The organism is Nitrospirillum guanabarense, assembly GCF_034653355.1.
Lineage (GTDB): Bacteria > Pseudomonadota > Alphaproteobacteria > Azospirillales > Azospirillaceae > Nitrospirillum.
In genome coordinates this window covers 380,529-399,608 of sequence record NZ_JAYEER010000004.1, presented here as the reverse complement: position 1 = coordinate 399,608, position 19,080 = coordinate 380,529, and the positions used below count along the sequence as shown (strand labels likewise).

General features: G+C 67.2%; 18 protein-coding genes. 9 read left to right on the top strand and 9 right to left on the bottom strand.

What is annotated here, in order from left to right:
* Positions 1-86 precede the first annotated feature (86 nt).
* From UAA55_RS19795 to UAA55_RS19775, 5 genes are all read right to left on the bottom strand, one after another.
* The gene (locus UAA55_RS19795) at positions 87-569 is read right to left on the bottom strand and encodes a phasin family protein (protein WP_322954844.1); all 483 of its coding nucleotides are present in this window, start codon (positions 567-569) and stop codon (positions 87-89) included.
* A gap of 189 nt (positions 570-758) precedes the next feature.
* Complete coding sequence (locus tag UAA55_RS19790) at positions 759-1,253, bottom strand: YbaK/EbsC family protein (protein ID WP_322954843.1); 495 nt, start codon at positions 1,251-1,253, stop codon at positions 759-761.
* Positions 1,254-1,259: 6 nt separating this feature from the next.
* The gene (gene proC, locus UAA55_RS19785) at positions 1,260-2,069 is read right to left on the bottom strand and encodes a pyrroline-5-carboxylate reductase (protein ID WP_322954842.1); all 810 of its coding nucleotides are present in this window, start codon (positions 2,067-2,069) and stop codon (positions 1,260-1,262) included.
* Between the two features lie 52 nt (positions 2,070-2,121).
* On the bottom strand, positions 2,122-2,625 hold the full coding sequence (locus tag UAA55_RS19780; protein WP_088870881.1) for a type III secretion system chaperone family protein: 504 nt from the start codon (positions 2,623-2,625) through the stop codon (positions 2,122-2,124).
* Between the two features lie 272 nt (positions 2,626-2,897).
* Positions 2,898-3,203, bottom strand: a complete 306-nt coding sequence (locus UAA55_RS19775) for an accessory factor UbiK family protein (protein WP_322954841.1) — start codon at positions 3,201-3,203, stop codon at positions 2,898-2,900.
* A gap of 342 nt (positions 3,204-3,545) precedes the next feature.
* On the opposite strand from UAA55_RS19775, the gene lgt reads away from it, so the two are divergent.
* The 6 genes from lgt to pth all read left to right on the top strand — a co-directional run bounded on the left by lgt (position 3,546) and on the right by pth (position 8,814).
* Positions 3,546-4,349 (top strand): prolipoprotein diacylglyceryl transferase, encoded by an 804-nt coding sequence (lgt, locus tag UAA55_RS19770; RefSeq protein WP_322954840.1) that lies wholly within the window; start codon positions 3,546-3,548, stop codon positions 4,347-4,349.
* Complete coding sequence (locus UAA55_RS19765; protein ID WP_322954839.1) at positions 4,349-5,503, top strand: class I SAM-dependent methyltransferase; 1,155 nt, start codon at positions 4,349-4,351, stop codon at positions 5,501-5,503. The genes lgt and UAA55_RS19765 overlap by 1 nt, the downstream gene beginning before the upstream one ends.
* The gene (locus tag UAA55_RS19760) at positions 5,500-6,420 is read left to right on the top strand and encodes a purine nucleoside phosphorylase YfiH/LACC1 family protein (protein ID WP_322954838.1); all 921 of its coding nucleotides are present in this window, start codon (positions 5,500-5,502) and stop codon (positions 6,418-6,420) included. Before UAA55_RS19765 ends, UAA55_RS19760 begins: the two co-directional genes overlap by 4 nt.
* A 52-nt stretch (positions 6,421-6,472) precedes the next feature.
* Complete coding sequence (locus tag UAA55_RS19755; protein ID WP_145618547.1) at positions 6,473-7,405, top strand: ribose-phosphate pyrophosphokinase; 933 nt, start codon at positions 6,473-6,475, stop codon at positions 7,403-7,405.
* 191 nt (positions 7,406-7,596) lie between these two features.
* Positions 7,597-8,202 (top strand): 50S ribosomal protein L25/general stress protein Ctc, encoded by a 606-nt coding sequence (locus tag UAA55_RS19750; RefSeq protein WP_322954837.1) that lies wholly within the window; start codon positions 7,597-7,599, stop codon positions 8,200-8,202.
* A gap of 6 nt (positions 8,203-8,208) precedes the next feature.
* Positions 8,209-8,814 (top strand): aminoacyl-tRNA hydrolase, encoded by a 606-nt coding sequence (pth, locus tag UAA55_RS19745; RefSeq protein ID WP_322954836.1) that lies wholly within the window; start codon positions 8,209-8,211, stop codon positions 8,812-8,814.
* A 116-nt stretch (positions 8,815-8,930) separates the two neighbouring features.
* Here pth and UAA55_RS19740 read toward each other — a convergent pair whose 3' ends face one another.
* From UAA55_RS19740 to UAA55_RS19730, 3 genes are all read right to left on the bottom strand, one after another.
* Positions 8,931-13,034, bottom strand: coding sequence for a beta strand repeat-containing protein (locus UAA55_RS19740; protein WP_322954835.1), 4,104 nt, complete (start codon positions 13,032-13,034; stop codon positions 8,931-8,933).
* Positions 13,035-13,486: 452 nt separating this feature from the next.
* Positions 13,487-13,714: a hypothetical protein gene (locus UAA55_RS19735; RefSeq protein WP_322954834.1), complete on the bottom strand. Its 228-nt coding sequence runs from the start codon at positions 13,712-13,714 to the stop codon at positions 13,487-13,489.
* Positions 13,715-13,776: 62 nt separating this feature from the next.
* Positions 13,777-14,304: a hypothetical protein gene (locus UAA55_RS19730; protein ID WP_322954833.1), complete on the bottom strand. Its 528-nt coding sequence runs from the start codon at positions 14,302-14,304 to the stop codon at positions 13,777-13,779.
* A 213-nt stretch (positions 14,305-14,517) separates the two neighbouring features.
* On the opposite strand from UAA55_RS19730, the gene UAA55_RS19725 reads away from it, so the two are divergent.
* On the top strand, positions 14,518-15,300 hold the full coding sequence (locus UAA55_RS19725) for a hypothetical protein (RefSeq protein WP_322954832.1): 783 nt from the start codon (positions 14,518-14,520) through the stop codon (positions 15,298-15,300).
* 84 nt (positions 15,301-15,384) lie between these two features.
* Here the strand turns inward: UAA55_RS19725 and UAA55_RS19720 are convergent, their stop codons facing one another.
* The gene (locus UAA55_RS19720) at positions 15,385-16,878 is read right to left on the bottom strand and encodes a GH1 family beta-glucosidase (RefSeq protein ID WP_322954831.1); all 1,494 of its coding nucleotides are present in this window, start codon (positions 16,876-16,878) and stop codon (positions 15,385-15,387) included.
* Between the two features lie 444 nt (positions 16,879-17,322).
* Between UAA55_RS19720 and cysT the strand changes: the two genes are divergently transcribed.
* Together cysT and cysW are read left to right on the top strand one after the other, a co-directional pair.
* Positions 17,323-18,198, top strand: coding sequence for a sulfate ABC transporter permease subunit CysT (cysT, locus tag UAA55_RS19715; RefSeq protein ID WP_416235212.1), 876 nt, complete (start codon positions 17,323-17,325; stop codon positions 18,196-18,198).
* A complete protein-coding gene (gene cysW, locus UAA55_RS19710) occupies positions 18,188-19,045 on the top strand; it encodes a sulfate ABC transporter permease subunit CysW (RefSeq protein WP_322954830.1) in 858 nt (285 codons plus the stop codon). Before cysT ends, cysW begins: the two co-directional genes overlap by 11 nt.
* The last annotated feature ends 35 nt before the right edge of the window (positions 19,046-19,080 follow it).

Below are 19,080 nucleotides of genomic sequence, written 5' to 3'. Positions count from 1 at the left end.
TCGACTGGCCGCACCTCCAAAACAAAACGGGCGGCACCCGGTGGGGTACCGCCCATCTGTCATTCAGCGCGAGGCTGGGACCAAGCTTAGTGCTTGGTCTGGGCCTTGGCGATGGCAGCCTTCACTTCCTCGATGCTTTCCTTCACGCGGTTGGACAGCACGTCGGCGGCTTCGCTGTTGGACTTGGCGATCAGCTCGGCCAGTTCCTTGACGTTGGCCAGGGCCTTCTCGAAAGCGGTCTTCACCAGCTCGGCCTGCTTGGCGACCTTGTCTTCCGGGGAGCCGGTCGACAGGAAGTCGGACACCACGGAGGAGGTCTCCTCCAGGCTCTGACGCAGGATTTCGGCCTGGCGGCGCAGGACGGCCTGGATGCCTTCCACGGCCAGCTGGTTGGCGGCCGTCACGGCCTCGATGTTCTTGCGCTGGGCGGCGACGAAGGCATCGACATCGATGCCCGGCACCTTGTAGTCCGCCAGCGTCTTGCTGAAGTCCACCTTGGTGAACTCAGCGAACTTGGACGGGTCGAAAAACTTCGTCATGTCGAAGTCGAGGAACGGATTGGTCGCCATAGTGTTCAGATTCCCTATACGGCTTGCGCCGCTGCGGTGCGGCAATTCCGGGGGGATAATGCTTGGGGTACGCCTGCCGGTCAATCGTTTTTGTGCAGCGCACAATAAACTCTTTTGGCTAGTATAGGCCGGCCGAGCACCGCCATAGGTCGAACCGGCTAGGACACCGGTGGCAGCCGTTCCTTCCGCCTAGGCGACATCCACCACCCGAGCCCCGGTCAGACGCGCCAACACGTCCGGGGCGATGGCGAACACCGCGTTGGGGGTGCCAGCCGCGGCCCAGACCGTGGGAAATGACAGCAAACGGCGGTCGAACAATGTGACGGGCGTCACCGCGTGGCCCAACGGCGGCACGCCGCCGATGGGAAAACCGGTGGTCAACCGCACATGTTCCGGGTCGGCCCGCACCAGGCGGTCACCGTTCAGGGTATCGGCCAGGGCCCTGGCCACCAGGGTCTCGTTGATGCGCGTGGCGCCTGACGCGACCACCAGGACGGAGGCGTTTTTTTCGCGTGTGCGAAAAACAATTGACTTGGCGATTTGTGCCGCATCGCAACCAATCACCGCCGCGGCCTCCGCCGCCGTACGGGTGGTGGCCGCGAATTCCACCACGTGGATGGGCTGGCCAAGATCGTTCAGCAGATTCTGAATCTTCTGCGCGCTGGGGCTGAGGGGACCGGCCATGGCGCGTCAGCCCGCCAGTTCCCGCGACCGCCGATTGGCGGCGGCCACCGTACGGGTCATCAGCGGCGTCAGGCCTTCCCGCTCGTCCATCAGCACGTCCAGCGCGGCCTGGGTAGTGCCCTTGGGGCTGGTGACGTTGATACGGAGCTGCGTGGCGGTGGTTTCCGGATTGCGGTACAGCAGTTCCCCCGCCCCGGTCACGGTGGCCCGCGCCAGGCGCAGCGCCAGGTCCGGCGGCAGGCCCACGGCGGCGCCAGCGGCGGCCATGGCCTCCACCAGGTGGAAAACATAGGCGGGGCCGCTGCCCGACACGGCGGTCACCGCGTCGATCAGCCCCTCATCCCCCACCCACACCACCTCGCCCACGGCGCTCAACAGCCGTTGGCACAGGTCGCGCTGGCCGGCCGAGACGGCCGGCGTGGCATAGGCGCCGGAGATGCCCCGGCCCACGGCGGCCGGCGTGTTGGGCATAGCCCGCACCACGGCGGCGCCCGCGCCCAGCGCCTTCTGGAAATAGGCGATGGTCTTGCCGGCGGCGATGGACAGGAAAACGGCGCCGCCGGCATACGCGGCGTAGGCCGGCAGCGCCTGGTCCATCATCTGGGGCTTCACGGCCAGCACCACGGCGGCGGGAGTGAAATCCGCCGGGATGGCGGCGGGATCGGCCACCAGGACCGCCCCCTCGGGCGCTGACGCGGTGGGGGCCGCGGGGTCGACGATAACGACACGACGGACGGTGCCCGCCGCCCGCCAACCGGCCAGCATGGCGCCGCCCATCTTGCCGAAACCCACCAACAACAAATCCACAGCCGTCATCCCCGCACCCTATTTATGACATTCAAACGGAGGTCCCGGGGAGTGGGCTGTATCAAGCTTCGCCGAGCGTGTCCAGAATGGCGGCGGAAACGGCGTCCGCGGCACTTTTGCCACCCCAGATGACGAACTGGAACGCGGGGTAGTAGCGCTCGCACTCCGCCACCGCGATTTCGACCAGGTCCTCGATCTGCTCCACGCTGGCCGCCCGGGTACCCCGCAGCAGCAGGGTCTGGCGGAACATGGGCGTGTGCTCTTCGCTGCACACGTCGAAGTGGCCCAGCCACATCTTGCCGTTCACCTCGGCCAGCAGTTCGGTGACGGCGAGCTTGCGCGCCGGCGGCACCTTCATGTCGAACTGACAGGAGAACTGCATGGCGCTGACTTCGTTCTGCCAAACGAAAAACAGCCGGTAGTCGCACCACCGGCCGTTGATCTCGACGATCATCTCGTCTTCGCTGGCGCGCTCGAACGGCCATTCGTTGGCCGAGACGATCTCCTCGACGATATCGAGGGGATTGTGGGTGGTGCTGCTAGTCTCGACGGCAAGTGCCGACATGATACGCCCTCCTGTCGCGCGCGATGGCAAGGGACGACCCATCCCACCCGGCGCCGGACCGGAAACGTCCGATCCACTCAAAAACAAAATCTGGTGCTGCCGGGCGTGGGAGCTACCAGGGGTACGGTGCCAGAGGACAACCGCCCCCGCAACCGTCTTCTATCCGGCCGGCGGGCCCACTCGGCCCCCCCTCCCCGGACGGGTGGGGCCGGAAGCCCGGGATCCCTTGGGTTTCCCGCCCAAGGCAGCCCTTTCGACCAAAGGGGCCATGCTCAGGCCGGCTTGTCCGCCTCGGCCGCGGCCTTGGCCACCACCAACTCAAGATGGGTGACGCGATCCAGCAGCGCCTGCTGCAGGGCCATCAGCCGGTTGATCTCATCCTCCTGCGCGCGGGCGCGGGCCGCCATTTCCTTCACGGCCTCGAACTCGTCCCGGCGGACCATGTCCAGGCCGCCCAGCACGCGTTCCAGGCGCTGGCGCACATGGCCCTCGACCTCGTTCTTCAGCCCGGCCACGGCGCCGACGGCGCCCCCGGCCACGCGGGCCAAATCGTCCAGCACCTTGTTGTCCACCTGCATCACCTCAATCCTCAAAGCCAGTACCACCGACGCCCCCGGGCCCGATGCGGAGGGGAACCGGAAAGCGCGCGGCCATCAAGCCGCCATTATCGCCGCCCACGTTCGCAGGTGCAACAGCACCTTCGAAGCGCCTCTGGAGAAGCGTCAGGGGGCCCGGGAGTTCCGGCCGCCGGTTGCGACCCAGGCCCCAGGCCCCTATAAAGCCCAACAGCCGAGTCCATTTCTTCCATACGGCCGGCCATGTGGGGGCGGGCGACCGCCGGGACAAGGGCATGCCGAAGTGCCCGGCGCCCACCGCATGCCTGGCCGGAAGAAGACGTCCACGGGGATATCCGCAGCATCATGGCCCTCGCCTTTCCCAACATCAGCCCGACGATCGTCGAGATCGGCCCCTTCGCCCTGCGCTGGTACGCGCTGGCCTACATCGTGGGCGTCACCCTGGGCTACCGCTTGGCGCTGGGCATGGCCCGGCGCATGAACGGCCGCCCCACGCCGTCCGAGCTGGACGACTTCCTGGTCTGGGCGGTGGTGGGCGTGCTGGCCGGCGGACGGCTGGGCTTCATCCTGTTCTACAACCTGGACTTCTACCTGCGGCACCCGCTGGACATGCTGAAGGTCTGGAACGGCGGCATGTCCTTCCATGGCGGCATGACGGGTGTGGCCGTGGCGGTGCTGCTGTTCGCACGGCGGCGCGGCTTCAATCCGCTGTCCCTGGGGGACCTGGCCGCCGTGGCCGCCCCCATCGGCCTGTTCCTGGGGCGTCTGGCCAATTTCGTGAACGGGGAGTTGTGGGGGCGCCCCACCGATGTGCCCTGGGGCATCGTCTTCCCCCATGCCGACGACCTGCCCCGCCATCCCAGCCAGCTGTATGAGGCGGGGCTGGAGGGCATCGTGCTGTTCACCGTGCTGTTCCTGCTGTCGCGCGTCCCCTCGGTGCGGGACCGCACGGGCACGCTGACCGGCGCCTTCCTCATCGGCTACGCCCTGTGCCGCATCACGGCCGAGTTCTTCCGCGAGCCCGACGTGCAGGTGGGCTTCCTGCTGGGCGGCGGCGTCACCATGGGCCAGATCCTGTCGGTGCCCATGCTGCTGGTCGGCGTCATCCTGGTGGCCCTGGCCCGCCGCCGCGTGCCGGCGGCGGCCTGATGCCCGGCGCGCAACCGGCCGCCGGGGCCCCGGTTACCCTGGCCGACCACCTGATCCGCCGCATCGGCGGCGAGGGGCCCCTGCGCCTGTCCACCTTCATGGGCGAGGCGCTGGGCCACCCCACCCTGGGCTATTACACCACCCGCGACCCGCTGGGGGCCGCCGGCGACTTCACCACCGCGCCCGAGATCAGCCAGATGTTCGGGGAGTTGCTGGGCCTGTGGTGCGCGCAAGCGTGGCTGACCCTGGGCTCCCCCACCCCGGTGCATCTGGTGGAGCTGGGACCCGGGCGCGGCACGCTGATGGCCGACGCCTTGCGCGCCATGGCCCGGACGCCCGGCCTGACCGCGTCCCTACGCGTCCATATGGTGGAGACCAGCCCCAGCTTGCGCGCCCGCCAGCGCACCACCCTGGCGGCCCTGCCGGCCACCGCCCAGCCGCCCCACCCCATCACCTGGGCCGACAGCCTGGAGGCGGTGCCCGAGGGGCCGCTGCTGCTGCTGGCCAACGAGTTCTTCGACGCCCTGCCCATCCGCCAGATGCAGAAGACGGCACGCGGCTGGGCGGAGCGGTGCGTCACCTGGGACACGGCGGAGAAGCGCTTCGCCTGGGCGCTGGACGCCACGGGGGGCGCCGAATTGCTGGTGCCGCCCGACCTGCGCGGCGCGCCCGAGGGCGCGGTGGTGGAACTGTGCCCCGCAGCGTTGACCGTGGCGGGAGAGATCGGGCGCCGCCTGGCCGCCCACCCGGGTGCCGCGCTGGTGGTGGACTATGGCTATGACGCCCCGTCGCTGGGCGACACGCTGCAGGCCGTGCGCGGCCACGCCTACGCCGCCGTGCTGGATGATCCCGGCCAGGCCGACCTGACCGCCCACGTCGATTTCCGCACCCTGGCGGCCACGGCGGTCGCGGCCGGTGCCGCCGCCCACGGCATCGTGGACCAGGGCGCGCTGCTGCGGCGCCTGGGCATCGCCCAACGCGCCGCCACCCTGAAGCGCAACGCCACGGCCGTCCAGGCCCACGCCGTCGATTTGGCGCTGGACCGCCTGACCTCTCCCGACCAGATGGGCCGCCTGTTCAAGGCCCTGGCCCTGACCAGCCCGGGCGCGCCGCCGCCCGCCGGCTTCGAACCCAGCGAAGGCCGATCCCCATGACCGCCCCCATCCCCGAAGGCCGCGCCCACCTGGCCCTGGATGCCCTGGACCTGCCCGGTGTGCGCCACGGCTATTTCACCCGGCGAGACGGCGTCTCCACCGGCCTCTATGCCGGTCGCAATGTTGGCTTCGGCTCTAGCGACGACCCGGCCGCGGTGGCGGAGAACAGGGCCCGCTGCGCGGCCGACCTGGGCCTGGGACCCGACAGCCTGGTCACCGTCTATCAGGTGCACAGCCCCACGGTGGTGACGGTGGAGCGCTCTTGGGCGCGGGAGGACGCGCCCCAGGCCGACGCCCTGGTCACCCGCCGGCGGGGCGTCGCCCTGGGCATCCTGACTGCAGACTGCGTGCCCGTCTTGTTCGCCAATTCGACCGCCGGGGTGATCGGCGCCGCCCATGCCGGCTGGAAGGGGGCCTTCACGGGCGTGCTGGAAGCCACCGTGCGGGCCATGGCGGACCTGGGCGCCGACCCCGCCCGCATCGTCGCCGGCGTCGGCCCCCATATCGGTCCCGATTCTTATGAAGTGGGGCCGGAGTTCGAGGCCCGTTTCCTGGAGGCGGACACCGCCAACGCCCGCTTCTTCCATCCCGGCCGGCGGGCCCACCATCCCCTGTTCGACATCGGGGCTTACGTCGATCACCGGCTGTCCGGATGTGGGCTGGTCAGGGTGGTCCACACCGGCCACGATACGGTTGAGCGGGAGGATTCTGTTCTTCAGCTACCGGCGGTCCACGTTGCGGCGCGAGGGCGATTATGGCCGTCATATCAGTGTGATAGCCTTGACACCCGCTGGCTGACGGCCGTGCCGGCAAGGCGTGAATACCCCCGTATCGGCGCATGCCCCCCGTGCCCAGACAGCGGGGGGCGGCGGTTTACAGCCCAGGCCTTGCTTGATATGGTCCGCGCGCCTTTATGAAGGTATGAAGACGCTCCAGCGTCGCCCACTTCCTATTTAAAAGAGCGACCCCATGAAGCTCATCGCCGGCAACAGCAATCGCCCGCTTGCCGAGGCCATCTCGGTCTGCCTGAAGGTTCCGCTGACGAAGGCCAGCATCCGGCGCTTCAGCGACATGGAAGTCTTCGTGGAAATCCTGGAAAACGTCCGTGGCGAGGACGTGTTCGTCATCCAGTCCACCTCTTACCCCGCCAACGACAACCTGATGGAACTGCTGGTCACCATCGACGCCCTGCGTCGTGGCTCGGCCCGCCGCATCACGGCCGTGCTGCCCTATTACGGCTATGCCCGCCAGGACCGCAAGACGGGCCCTCGCACCCCCATTTCCGCCAAGCTGGTCGCCAACCTGATCACCACCGCCGGTGCCAACCGCGTGCTGACCATGGATTTGCACGCCGGCCAGATCCAGGGCTTCTTCGACATCCCCACCGACAACCTGGTGGCCGCCCCGGTGTTCGTGCAGGACATCGAGGCCACCATGGGCCGTGACAACCTGATGATCGTGTCGCCGGACGTGGGCGGCGTGGTGCGCGCCCGTGCCATCGCCAAGCGGCTGGACGCCGACCTGGCCATCATCGACAAGCGGCGTGAGCGCGCCGGCGTGTCGGAGGTGATGAACGTCATCGGTGACGTCACCGGCCGCGACTGCATCCTGGTCGACGACATCGTCGACAGCGCCGGCACCCTGTGCAACGCCGCCGTGGCCCTGAAGGAGCGGGGCGCCAAGTCGGTGCGCGCCTACGTCACCCACGGCGTGCTGTCCGGCGGCGCCGTCGCCCGCGTGGCCCAGTCCCCCTTGGAGGCGCTGATCACCACCGACAGCATCCAGGCGACCGAGGCCGTGCGCGTCTCGCGCAACGTCCGCCACCTGACCGTCGCCCCCTTGATCGCCGAGGCCATCGAGCGCATCAGCAATGAGAAGTCGGTGTCGTCCCTGTTCGACTGAACCTACGGTCAGTCGCGCCGGCCTCTTCGACTGAACCTACGGTCGACGGTGCGAACCACCCTCGAAGGCGGCCTCATGGCCGCCTTCCTGACTTTATGGCTTGACTCCGGACCGTCGCGCGCATACACCCGCGCATTCCGACCGCGCTCAGCACCCCTGGAGGCTGGCGCATTTTCTTAAGGAGAGTATCAATGACCCAGATTATCGCGCTCGCCGCCGAGGCGCGGAACGGGGCAGGCAAGGGGACCGCCCGTCAGACCCGCCGCGATGGCCGCATCCCTGCCGTGATTTACGGCAACAAGGAAAAGCCGGTGACGATCTCCCTGGAGGCCGTCAATTTCACCCGCGTGCTGCACAAGCCGGGCTTCTTCACGCACCTGTACGACGTGACCGTCGATGGCGTGACCACCCGCACCCTGCCGCGCGACGTCCAGTTCGACCCGGTGACCGACCGTCCCCTGCACGTCGACTTCCTGCGCGTCAGCGACACCACCGAGATCGTGGTGAAGGTGCCGGTGGAATTCGTCGGCCATGAAGCGAGCCCCGGCCTGAAGCGTGGCGCCGTGCTGAACATCGTCCGCCACGAGGTGGAACTGCACGTCCGCGCCAACAACATCCCGGAACACCTGACGGTGAACCTGGACGGCGTTGACGTCGGCGCCTCGATCCACATCAGCGCCGTGAAGCTGCCGGAAGGCGCCCGTCCGGTCATCGATCGCGACTTCACCATCGCCACCGTTGCCGCTCCGTCGGGCCTGAAGTCCGAAGAGAACGCGGCGGCGGCTGCCGAGGCCTGATAGACGATGCGGCTGGTGGTCGGTCTGGGCAACCCTGGCCCGGAATATGCGCACCACCGGCACAACGTCGGCTTCATGGCGGTGGACGAGATCGCCCAACGCCATCGGTTCGGCCCCTGGAAGAAGCGCTTCCAGGGGCTGATCACCGAGGGGCAGATCGGCCCCGAAAAGATCTACCTTCTGAAACCGCAGACTTTCATGAACCTGTCCGGCCAGTCGGTCGGGGAGGCGATGCGGTTCTACAAGATGACGCCCGACCAGGTCATCGTCCTGCATGACGAACTGGATCTGCCCCCCGGCAAGCTGCGCGCCAAGAAGGGCGGCGGCCACGGCGGACACAACGGCCTGCGCTCCATCGACGACCACATCGGCAAGGATTACTGGCGCGTGCGCCTGGGCATCGGCCATCCGGGCGACAAGAACCTGGTGCACGGCTGGGTGCTGTCCAACTTCGCCAAGGCCGAGCAGACCTGGCTGGTCCCCTTCCTGGACGCGGTCGTGAGCGATTTCAACCTGATGGCCGACGGTGAGCCGGAGAAGTTCCAGAGCCGCGTCGCCCTGGTCACGCAGCCGGCGAAGCCGCCGGCCACCGGCACGGCGCCCAAGGCCTAAGGTCAGCCCATTTTCCTATACATCCCGCAATATGTAATGCGGTCGCATCCTACAGTGGCGTGGGACTGACAGAGGCGGGAGTTGGCGCCAAACTTTCCGCCCCACGCCCTCCGGCGTCAGGTGTGCCACCCCACCCCCAAACCACCGTAGAAGCTGTCCGTGGTCGAGGTGTGGGTGGTGGTTAGAGGGTTAAAACCCGATTGCGTCCCGGCGAAATTGGCCATCGCCTGCACCAGGGCATCCACTTGCCCCGGCGAGGTCAGGAGATAACCATCCGACGCGGAGATGCTGGCGACCTGATCATATGCCGTACCCGAGGCATGGGTATACCAATCCTTGATCGTTACCGTACTTCCCACCCCCAGGGTGTCGATTTCCAGGTCGTTCCCCACCGCACGGAACCACAGATGGTCGTGAGTGGCGAAAAGGTCCAAAGCACCTGTTGGCGTGGCAGCGCTGACATCACCATTATGCAGCGTCAAACTTCCCCCTTGCCCCACCGTCACGGTGGAACCGCTCTCGATCAGGGTCGCATTCGCACCCGTCACCGTCACCAGGTCGTTATTGGCGGTCACCGTCTCATTGGCGCCGGCAATGGTGATCACCGATCCCACGTTCCCAACGGAAAGGCTATTGCTGGATCCCGCCAGCGTGAAGGTCTGCGGCCCTGCCCCTGTTAAGGAAATGGACGCGCCCGTCCCGTCAACGCTGTTCTGACTGTTCTTCAGGATCAAGGTGACGCCGACATCGAGCGTGACGTGATTGTCGGCCCCATCCAGCGTGGTGGTGCCTGAGGTGATGACGGCGTTGCCGCCGGCCATGATCAAGCTCTGGTTGGTGCCGCCCAAGGTCACGGTACCGGTCAAGCCACTGGCGACAGCGACAGTTGAATCGCTGCCGCTGATGGTTGTCGACATGGCGTCCGAATTGCGGATCAGGACCGAGGCTCCCGCCGACGCAATCGTATTATGGGCTCCGTACAGGTAAACCGCGCTCGTGCCCCCGAGCGTGAGGGCATTGTCACTGCCCGTCAGCGTCATGCCGCTACCGGTACCCAAGGTCACCACGTTGTCGTTGCCAGTCAGCGTCAGCCCGTTGCCGCTTCCAGTGGTCACCGTGTTGCCATCGCCAGTGATGACGGCACCGTGGGTGACGAGAATGGCGTCGTTGTCGGCCGCGATGTGGTCCTTGCCGCCCGTACTGTTGATCGTTTCACCTGCCGACGTCACCGTGAGTATGCCGCCGCTGTACCCCCCAACGGTGACCGTTTGTCCAGCGCCTCCAACGACGGTCGCGGAACCCGTGGTGGTGAAGGCTTGGAAGCTGATGGTGTCGCCGGTCCCGGTCACGGTTGCCGTGGTGCCATCGGCGATCTGGACCGTGTTTCCATCGCCGTTGAGCGTAGCGACCTCCTGCCTGGACAGGTTCACCGTCGCGCCCGTCCCGGTAAAGGTTGCGGTGCCATCGTACAGTTCCAGAGTCCCGCCCGACATCGCGATCGTCTGAGCGATGCCCGCGACATGGACCTGCCCGTTGGCATCCGTCACGATGATATTCGCGTGATCGCCGACCACGGCCTGGCCATACGACGCGCCACCAGTGCCGGAAATCGTCACCGTATCGCCCGTGGTGGCCGTGGTCGAAATGTTGACGCCGATCAAGGTGGCGGAAAGGTTCGACGCCAAGGTGACGGTATCGTTGGAACCGGTGATGACCGCATTATTGCCGGTCACGTTAATATTGTCTCCCGTGCCCGACAGTGTCTGGCCGTCGCCGCCAAGGGCAAGGGTCACACCAGCGGACATGACCGTGATGCTGCTATTGCCGCCGGCGATGGTGTCTCCAGTGACAGAACCGGCACCCCCGACAAGGGTCACCGTCGCCCCGTTAGCCGTCACCTGTTCGCTGCTGCCGAGAATCGACAGCGTGGCCCCGGCGGAGGCGAAGACCTGCACTCCCGATCCAGTCACGCTGTTGCCAGTCCCCGACAGCCAGACACCGTCTCCCGCACCGGTGGCCGTGATGGCGTTGTTGTTCCCCGTCAGCCCAAGGTTGTCCGACGCGCCCAGCGTCACCTGGCTGCCGTCACCGGTGAGATTCACCCGCGTCCCATCGGCTATCTGCAACGCACCGCCCGAAAGGCTCACGGCGTCCGCATCCGCGAAACTGCCGGTTCCACGCACCGACAGCGTGGCCCCGGCGGAGGCGTTGACCTGCGCCCCAGACCCGACCAAGGTGTTACCCGCACCGGAAAGCCAGACGGCGTCACCCGCGCCGCTGGCGGTGATCGCGTTGTTGTTTCCCGATAACCCGAGGTTGTCGGTGGCACCCAGGGTAACCTGGTTGTGATCGCCATGCAGGTCGCCGCGCGTGTCCGCCGACAGGGACACGGTGCCGGAGGACAAGCTGATCGCATTGGCCGCGGCGTATCGCCCCCCGCCGGTGACGGACACGCCGTCGCCGTTGCCCAGTGACAGGGTGTTGCCGGCACCCGACAGCACCACCTGGGCCCCACTCGCCGTCACCGTGTTGGCGCTGCCCGTGATCCAGAAGCCGTCTCCCGCCCCGCTGGCCGTGATGGTGTTCCCGTTGCCCGCCAGCCCCAGATTGCCCGAGGCGCTCAACGTTATCCGATTGCCGTCGCCATGCAGGTCGCCGCGCGTGTCCGCCGACAGGGACACGGTGCCGGAGGACAAGCTGATCGCGTTGGCCGCGGCGTATCGCCCCCCGCCGGTGACGGAGACGCCGTCGCCGTTGCCCAGTGACAGGGTGTTGCCGGCACCCGACAGCACCACCTGGGCCCCACTCGCCGTCACCGTGTTGGCGCTGCCCGTGATCCAGAAGCCGTCTCCCGCCCCGCTGGCCGTGATGGTGTTCCCGTTGCCCGCCAGCCCCAGATTGCCCGAGGCGCTCAACGTTATCCGATTGCCGTCGCCATGCAGGTCGCCGCGCGTGTCCGCCGACAGGGACACGGTGCCGGAGGACAAGCTGATCGCGTTGGCCGCGGCGTATCGCCCCCCGCCGGTGACGGACACGCCGTCGCCGTTGCCCAGCGACAGGGCGTTGCCGGCACCCGACAGCACCACCTGGGCCCCACTCGCCGTCACCGTGTTGGCGCTGCCCGTGATCCAGAAGCCGTCTCCCGCCCCGCTGGCCGTGATGGTGTTCCCGTTGCCCGCCAGCCCCAGATTGCCCGAGGCGCTCAACGTTATCCGATTGCCGTCGCCATGCAGGTCGCCGCGCGTGTCCGCCGACAGGGACACGGTGCCGGAGGACAAGCTGATCGCGTTGGCCGCGGCGTATCGCCCCCCGCCGGTGACGGACACGCCGTCGCCGTTGCCCAGCGACAGGGTGTTGCCGGCACCCGACAGCACCACCTGGGCCCCACTCGCCGTCACCGTGTTGGCGCTGCCCGTGATCCAGAAGCCGTCTCCCGCCCCGCTGGCCGTGATGGTGTTCCCGTTGCCCGCCAGCCCCAGATTGCCCGAGGCGCTCAACGTTATCCGATTGCCGTCGCCATGCAGGTCGCCGCGCGTGTCCGCCGACAGGGACACGGTGCCGGAGGACAAGCTGATCGCGTTGGCCGCGGCGTATCGCCCCCCGCCGGTGACGGACACGCCGTCGCCGTTGCCCAGTGACAGGGCGTTGCCGGCACCCGACAGCACCACCTGGGCCCCGCTCGCCGTCACCGTGTTGGCGCTACCCGTGATCCAGAAGCCGTTTCCCGCCCCGCTGGCGGTCACCGTGTTGCCATTGCCCGTCAGGCCCAGATTGTCCGACGCGCCCAGGGTCACCCGGCCACCGGTGCCGGTGAAATCAACCCGGGTCTGGTCCGCCAGGGTCACCGCCCCCCCGGATAGGTTGACGCTGTCCGTATCGGCATACCGGCCGGCGCCCTGGATGGACAAGGCGATCCCATCCGCGCCGGTGATTTGGACGCCTGCGGCATTGACGCTGTCATTGGAACCCAGGAGCGACAGGGTCATTCCGTTGGACGCGGCAATCTGATCCCGACTGCCCCCAGCTATCAGGGCGGTGATGCCGACCAGCATGTCGGAGACACTATTGCCCGACATGCTGGCCTTTCCCGACACCAGATCGATCACCATGCCGTCCGCGTCGTACCGGACGGTTCCATGACCGGTACTGTTCGTCAGCGTGTCCCCGGCGCCCGTACCGGTAAGAACCGTGTTTCCAGCCACGGTGATGACCTGTCCCATCCCCATACTCCCCTCGCGCGCCCCGAACCGAGTTCCGGCGCCCTTGTTCGCTCAATCAAAATCGGAGCCGAGCGGCCCATGACTGCTATCGGCGGCTAACTGACCAATGTCGGGAATGACGTGCATGTGGCAGGTCGCCAGAGGCTTTGACGACGCGCGAGGATAGTGGCCACGGATTCACACGCATCGAACCTTCCAAGCCCATGCACAGATCACGGGCGCCATTCAGCGCATTTATGCATCACTATTGTGCATATGTCAAAATGGCAAGGCACTGAAAAGGTGATTTCGGTTATCTGAATGTTAACAGAATGTAAGTGCTGCCGCGATCGCCTGCAGATGACTGACTATTACTGTAGTAATCAGTGGAAATATGCCGTTCCAATCCAACCATCCGAGGGCGCGCCGTCGCGCCGACAAGGGAGCGACTGGAGATTCCGGATATTTAATGGTTAAGCGAACATGTCCAGCAACCGCTGGCTGTTCTGGTCCACCGTCTGCGCCACCTTGGTCAGGGCCTTGAAGGTCAGGGCGTCGCTGCTGAGGCTGACCACGTCGGTGGGGTTGATGTCACCTTGGGACGAGGCGATGGCCGTCGCATCCCGGTCCACCCGCGCGCTGCTGGACTGCAGGCCGGCGGCCACGGTGGCATAGGGGGTGGGGGCGGAGATGCTGGTCATGCCTGGAATATAGCATCGCCGCCAGCCCTGGCACAGGGGCTCGCGTCGAAAAGGGGCCGCGCTCAGCCTTGCGGCGGCACCACCAGTACGGTGATGGTGGCCGCCGGGCTGTTGGACAGCTGCAACTGATAGGTGCCGGCGGCCAGGCCGAAGTCCACCACCTTGCGAATGCCGGAGCAGTTGGGGCCGTGCTTGTGGCTGGTGCTGAGCAGCGGCTTGCCGTCCGCCACCACGTCGATCCAAGCGCCGCCGTCCAGCGCGATGCGATAGGGCCCGTCGGCCGGTACGGTGAAGGCGACCGTGCCGGCGTAGGTCTTCTCCCCCGCCGGCTTGGGCGGGGCCACCGCCAGGGTCACGCCTTCCTTCGCCGCCAGGGTCACCCGCGCCGGCGTGCCGGGGGTGAGCGGCGGGGCGGCGGCGGGGGTGGTCGCGGCCATCACCGGCACGGCGGTCAGGCCCCAGCCCTTGAGGTCGGCCGGCCACTCCACGGCGACACCCTTGCAGGACGGATCGGCCGGCCCGGCCATCTGGGCCCAGGCGGGGACCGCCAGCGCCATCACCACCGTTCCGATCGCCGCCGCACGCCTCATGACCCGTCCCTTTCCTTGCCGAGCACCGCTATATCCCAACCAATATAGCGCCGGCAATTCCCAGCCTGACAATGAAATCGCGCGACGGCTCGCAGCGGCAAGTCGGCGCGACCGCTAAAATTGACCGCCAACCGGCCCTATACTTGCCCCAATCTCAACCCTTAGTAAGAGGGCGGCCGATGGGGGCCGCAGACGGACAGGATGGGGATATCCTTGAAAACCAGACTGTATGGGCGGGCGGCGCTGGTCGCCCTGGCCTTGGGGTGCGCCAGCGCGGCCGGCGCGCAAACCAGCGAGCAACCCGCGACGGCGCAAGCCGAGCCTCAGACCGAGGCGGTGCCGGAGATGGTGGTGACCTCGCGCGAGCAGTTCGGCAAGACCTCTTACGCCAAGCTGGCCGAAGCGCTGAAGGTGCTGGACCACATGGAAAACGCCAGCGGCCATCACCTGCGCATGGTCTTCAAGGTGGAACTGGACAAGGACAAGCCCGGCCCCCTGCCCATCCAGCTGTGGGCCGTCTACAACGGCAAGGAAGAAGTCATCGAATCCACCCCCGACGGCTATTTCTACGTCCCCTATCGCGCGGATTGGGAGGCGGCCGACGCCAAACTGGTCAGCAACCAGGCCAAGGGGGCGTTGCGGGCCACGGTGATGCTGGAGGTGCGGCCCACCGAAGGCCAGGCCATCGCCTATGCCGAGCTGCGCCAGGGTGCCAAGGTGCTGGACCAGGCGATCGAGGAATTCGTGGGGCCGGTCATGGGCTTCTTCGTCCCCAGCATCGACCAGCTGGACTTCATCTGCGAACCCCGGGAGCATTGCCGCGTCAACGCCACCCTTGCCACGGGCGAAGCGCTGGAAGCCGATGACCAAGGCCGCCCCTTCCTGGAATTCGGCCGCAAGATGGACCGCCGCAACCCCGCGCTCAGCCTGGCCGCCACCGGCGAGGACGGCGCCCCCACCCGTCTCTACGCCCGGCCGGAACTGCACATCTTCTGAAAAAACGGGCGGAGGATATCCCCCGCCCGTCGTCTCAACACCTCAAGCGCCGCCTCGGACACAGTCGCTCAGAACCCGTTGTTCTCAAAACCTGTTGTTTTGGGCGACCTTGGCGTACCAGAGGCCGCTGTCCTTGATGGTCCGCTTCTGGTCGTTCTTGTAATCGACGTAAGTCAGGCCGAAACGCTGGGTGTAGCCCTGGGCCCACTCGAAATTGTCCATCAGGCTCCAGGCGTGGTAGGCGCGCACGGGCGCACCGTCCTGGATGGCACGCGACAGGGCCGCGAAATAGGCCTTCATGTACGCGATGCGCTTCTCGTCCTTCACATGGCCGTCGACCAGCGGCGTGTTGTAGGCGGCACCGCTTTCCGTGATCTCGATGGGGCGGTTGCCGATGGCCCTCGCCATGCGCACCAGCGTGTCGTGGAAGCCATCGGGGTCGATGTCCCAGCCGATGTCGGTCTTGGCGTGCGGGCCCTCCCCCCACTCGTGCGACGTGTTCAGGCCGGGGACGCCATTGCCCTCGGGCTTATCCGCCACCACCCAGCGGGTGTAGTAGTTCAGGCCCACCATGTCGTAGTCGGCGCGCATGATCTTCTCGTCGCCCGGCTGGAAGCCCAGCAAGGCGTCGCGCTGGTCGGCCGGCAGCACCTCGGGGTAGGTGCCGTCCAGAACCGGCTGCAGGAACCACAGGTTCAGGAAGCGGTGGTAGCGCTCGGCCGCCGCCTTGTCGGCCTCGCTGTCCGTGCGCGGCACCATGTTGGCCACGTCACAGACGCTGCCCACCTGGAACTTGGGGTTGACGGCCTTCATGGCGCGGAAGGCCTTGCCCTGGCTGAGGTTCACCACATGGGTGGCCTTCAGCATCTGCAGCGGATCCTTGTGCCCGGGGGCGAAGATGCCTTCCCAGTAACCCAGGTGGGTGAAGGTCTTGGGCTCGTTCAGGATGGCCCAGTGGCTGATGCGGTCGCCCAGGGCGCGGCCGACGATGTCGGCGTATTCCGCCAGCCGGTCGGAGGTGTCGCGGTTGGTCCAGCCGCCCTCATCGTCCAGGGCCTGCGGCAGGTCCCAGTGATAGAGGGTGACCAGGGGGCGGGCGCCCGCCTCAAGCACCGCGTCGGTCAAGCGCTTGTAGTAATCGAGGCCGGCCTGGTTGACCGCCCCCTTGCCCAGCGGCTGCACGCGCGACCAGGCGATGGAATAGCGGTAGCTCTTCAGGTTCAGCTGGCGGATGAGGGCCGCGTCTTCCTTGTACTTGTGATAGCTGTCGCAGGCCACGTCGCCGGTGTCGTCATTCTTGATGCGGCCCAGACCCTTTTGATGGGTGAACGTGTCCCAGATGGACGGGCCCTTGCCATCAGCGTTCCAGCCGCCCTCGACCTGATAGGCCGCGGTGGCCGCGCCCCAAAGGAAGTCCTTCGGAAAGACGACTTGGCCCGCCGTCGTGGCGGCCAGCGCGGACCGCCAGGTCGCGGCCGTCCCCCCATGGCGCCCACACCGGCCAGGGCGGCGGCGCCCTGCAAGAGGGTGCGACGATTCATCATGCTTTTTACACTCCGTTCCTTGGTAGCGCCTCATCCCCACGGAGGGCCCGCCGCGAACGCTCATCCCGCGGCAAGATCCGGTATCGGCTGTACGGCAAGGCCAGGGCGCGCGCCGACTTGGTCTGCCCGGCCGGGTGAACCGGCCTGGTAACGGTGCCAGCCTTGGTTTTTGTCATGCCCTTCCTCCCTGGACGACTTTTACCTCATCGCGGACAACGCTGTCACACGTCATGTGACCGCTACCGCGCCGGAATCTCGCCCCTAGCCGATAGATTTAAATTTTACACTTTTGCAATGGTGATTTATTGGAAGACGCATGGCACCGTTGTGAAAGACGTGCCTGCCCCGCACGGCGTGAAGGTTGTACACGCTCCGGGGCTTATGCATTAATCTCGCGTCTCGAATTTGGGGAAAGGCCGCTCATGACCCGACCGGGTTCGTCTCACGTCGACTTATCCCTTTCGGGCGGGGTAGCCTCGTGACGGCCGCCGCGTCGACCACGGCGGCCAAGCCGGCCAAGCGGGGTTGGGCCTTCCTGGCCCCCACCATCCTGCCCGGCTTCGGCACCGCCTTCGGCTTCACCCTCGCCTATCTCTGCTTGATCGTCCTGATCCCCCTGGGCCACATGGCCCTGCGCGCGGCGGATGTGGGCTGGGACCGGTTCTGGGCCATCACCCTGGCCCCCCGCGTGCTGCACGCCTTTTACATCAGCTTCGGCTGCGCCCTGGCGGCGGCCCTGATCAACGCCGTCTTCGGCCTGGTGGTGGCCTGGGTCCTGGTGCGGTACCGCTTCCCCGGCCGGCGCCTCATCGACGCCATGGTCGACCTGCCCTTCGCCCTGCCCACCTCCGTCGCCGGCATCGCGCTGACCGCGATCTACGCCCCCAATGGCTGGATCGGGGCGCTGGCCAAGTCCGCCGGTTTCAAGATCGCCTTCACCCCCATGGGCATCGTCATCGCCCTGGTGTTCGTGGGCATGCCCTTCATCGTGCGCACGGTGGAACCCGTGCTGCAGGACTTGGACGCCGAGGTGGAGGAGGCCGCCGCCTCCCTGGGCGCCACGCGCCGGCAGACCTTCGCCCGGGTGCTGCTGCCGGCCATCCTGCCGGCGCTGATCACCGGTGTGGCCTTGGCCTTCGCGCGGGGCGTGGGGGAATACGGCTCCGTCATCTTCATCGCCGGCAACATTCCGGCGGTGTCGGAGATCGTGCCCCTGCTGATCGTCGCCCGGCTGGAGCAGTACGATTACGCCGGCGCCACCGTCATCGCCACGGCCATGATGGGGCTTTCCTTCCTCATGCTGCTGGGCATCAATTTCCTGCAGCGCTGGACCCGGTCGCGCCATGCCCGCTGATCCGCATTCGCGCCGCCCCGCCGTGGGCGAGGGCCCGGTGACGCGCCTGGCGCTCATCGGCCTCGCCATCCTGTTCCTGGCGGCCTTTCTCGCCCTGCCGCTGGCGGCCGTGTTCAGCCAGGCCCTGGCCAAGGGCGTGGGCGCCTTCCTCACGGGGCTGGCCGACCCCGACGCGATGTCGGCCATCCGGCTGACCCTGACCATCGCCGCCATCGCCGTGCCCCTGAACCTGGTGTTCGGCGTGGCCGCCAGCTGGGCCATCGCCAAATTCAATTTCCGGGGCAAGAGCCTGCTGCTGGCCCTGATCGACCTTCCCTTCTCCGTCTCCCCCGTCATTTCCGGCCTGGTCTACGTGCTGCTGTTCGGCCTGCACGGCACCTTCGGCCCCTGGCTGCGCGACCACGGGGTGCAGATCATCTTCGCCGTGCCGGGCGTGGTCATGGCCACCGTCTTCGTCACCTTCCCCTTCGTGGCGCGCGAGCTGATCCCCCTGATGCAGGAACAGGGCGTGGAGGACGAGGAGGCCGCCATCGTGCTGGGCGCCAGCGGCTGGCAGACCTTCCGCCTGGTGACCCTGCCCAACATCCGCTGGGGCCTGCTGTACGGCGTGCTGCTGTGCAACGCCCGCGCGATGGGGGAGTTCGGGGCGGTGTCGGTCGTGTCCGGCCACATCCGGGGCAAGACCAACACCATGCCCCTGCATGTCGAGATTCTGTACAACGAATACAACTTCGTGGCCGCCTTCGCGGTGGCCTCGCTGCTGGCGCTGCTGGCGCTGGTGACCCTGGCGGCCAAGGCGGCCCTGGAATGGCGCTTCGCCGACCAGATCGCCGCCGCCAAGCGTTGAGCCTGAGGAATTGGGGGCAGCGACGATGACGATCA

Coding starts and splice junctions, on each gene's coding strand:
- UAA55_RS19730 (WP_322954833.1), bottom strand. CDS start 14,304: ATGAGGCGTGCGGCGGCGATCGGAACGGTGGTGATGGCGCTGGCGGTC.
- lgt (WP_322954840.1), top strand. CDS start 3,546: ATGGCCCTCGCCTTTCCCAACATCAGCCCGACGATCGTCGAGATCGGC.
- UAA55_RS19735 (WP_322954834.1), bottom strand. CDS start 13,714: ATGACCAGCATCTCCGCCCCCACCCCCTATGCCACCGTGGCCGCCGGC.
- UAA55_RS19755 (WP_145618547.1), top strand. CDS start 6,473: ATGAAGCTCATCGCCGGCAACAGCAATCGCCCGCTTGCCGAGGCCATC.
- UAA55_RS19795 (WP_322954844.1), bottom strand. CDS start 569: ATGGCGACCAATCCGTTCCTCGACTTCGACATGACGAAGTTTTTCGAC.
- cysW (WP_322954830.1), top strand. CDS start 18,188: ATGCCCGCTGATCCGCATTCGCGCCGCCCCGCCGTGGGCGAGGGCCCG.
- pth (WP_322954836.1), top strand. CDS start 8,209: ATGCGGCTGGTGGTCGGTCTGGGCAACCCTGGCCCGGAATATGCGCAC.
- UAA55_RS19765 (WP_322954839.1), top strand. CDS start 4,349: ATGCCCGGCGCGCAACCGGCCGCCGGGGCCCCGGTTACCCTGGCCGAC.
- UAA55_RS19760 (WP_322954838.1), top strand. CDS start 5,500: ATGACCGCCCCCATCCCCGAAGGCCGCGCCCACCTGGCCCTGGATGCC.
- UAA55_RS19790 (WP_322954843.1), bottom strand. CDS start 1,253: ATGGCCGGTCCCCTCAGCCCCAGCGCGCAGAAGATTCAGAATCTGCTG.
- UAA55_RS19750 (WP_322954837.1), top strand. CDS start 7,597: ATGACCCAGATTATCGCGCTCGCCGCCGAGGCGCGGAACGGGGCAGGC.
- UAA55_RS19775 (WP_322954841.1), bottom strand. CDS start 3,203: ATGCAGGTGGACAACAAGGTGCTGGACGATTTGGCCCGCGTGGCCGGG.
- UAA55_RS19740 (WP_322954835.1), bottom strand. CDS start 13,034: ATGGGACAGGTCATCACCGTGGCTGGAAACACGGTTCTTACCGGTACG.
- UAA55_RS19780 (WP_088870881.1), bottom strand. CDS start 2,625: ATGTCGGCACTTGCCGTCGAGACTAGCAGCACCACCCACAATCCCCTC.
- UAA55_RS19720 (WP_322954831.1), bottom strand. CDS start 16,878: ATGAGGCGCTACCAAGGAACGGAGTGTAAAAAGCATGATGAATCGTCG.
- proC (WP_322954842.1), bottom strand. CDS start 2,069: ATGACGGCTGTGGATTTGTTGTTGGTGGGTTTCGGCAAGATGGGCGGC.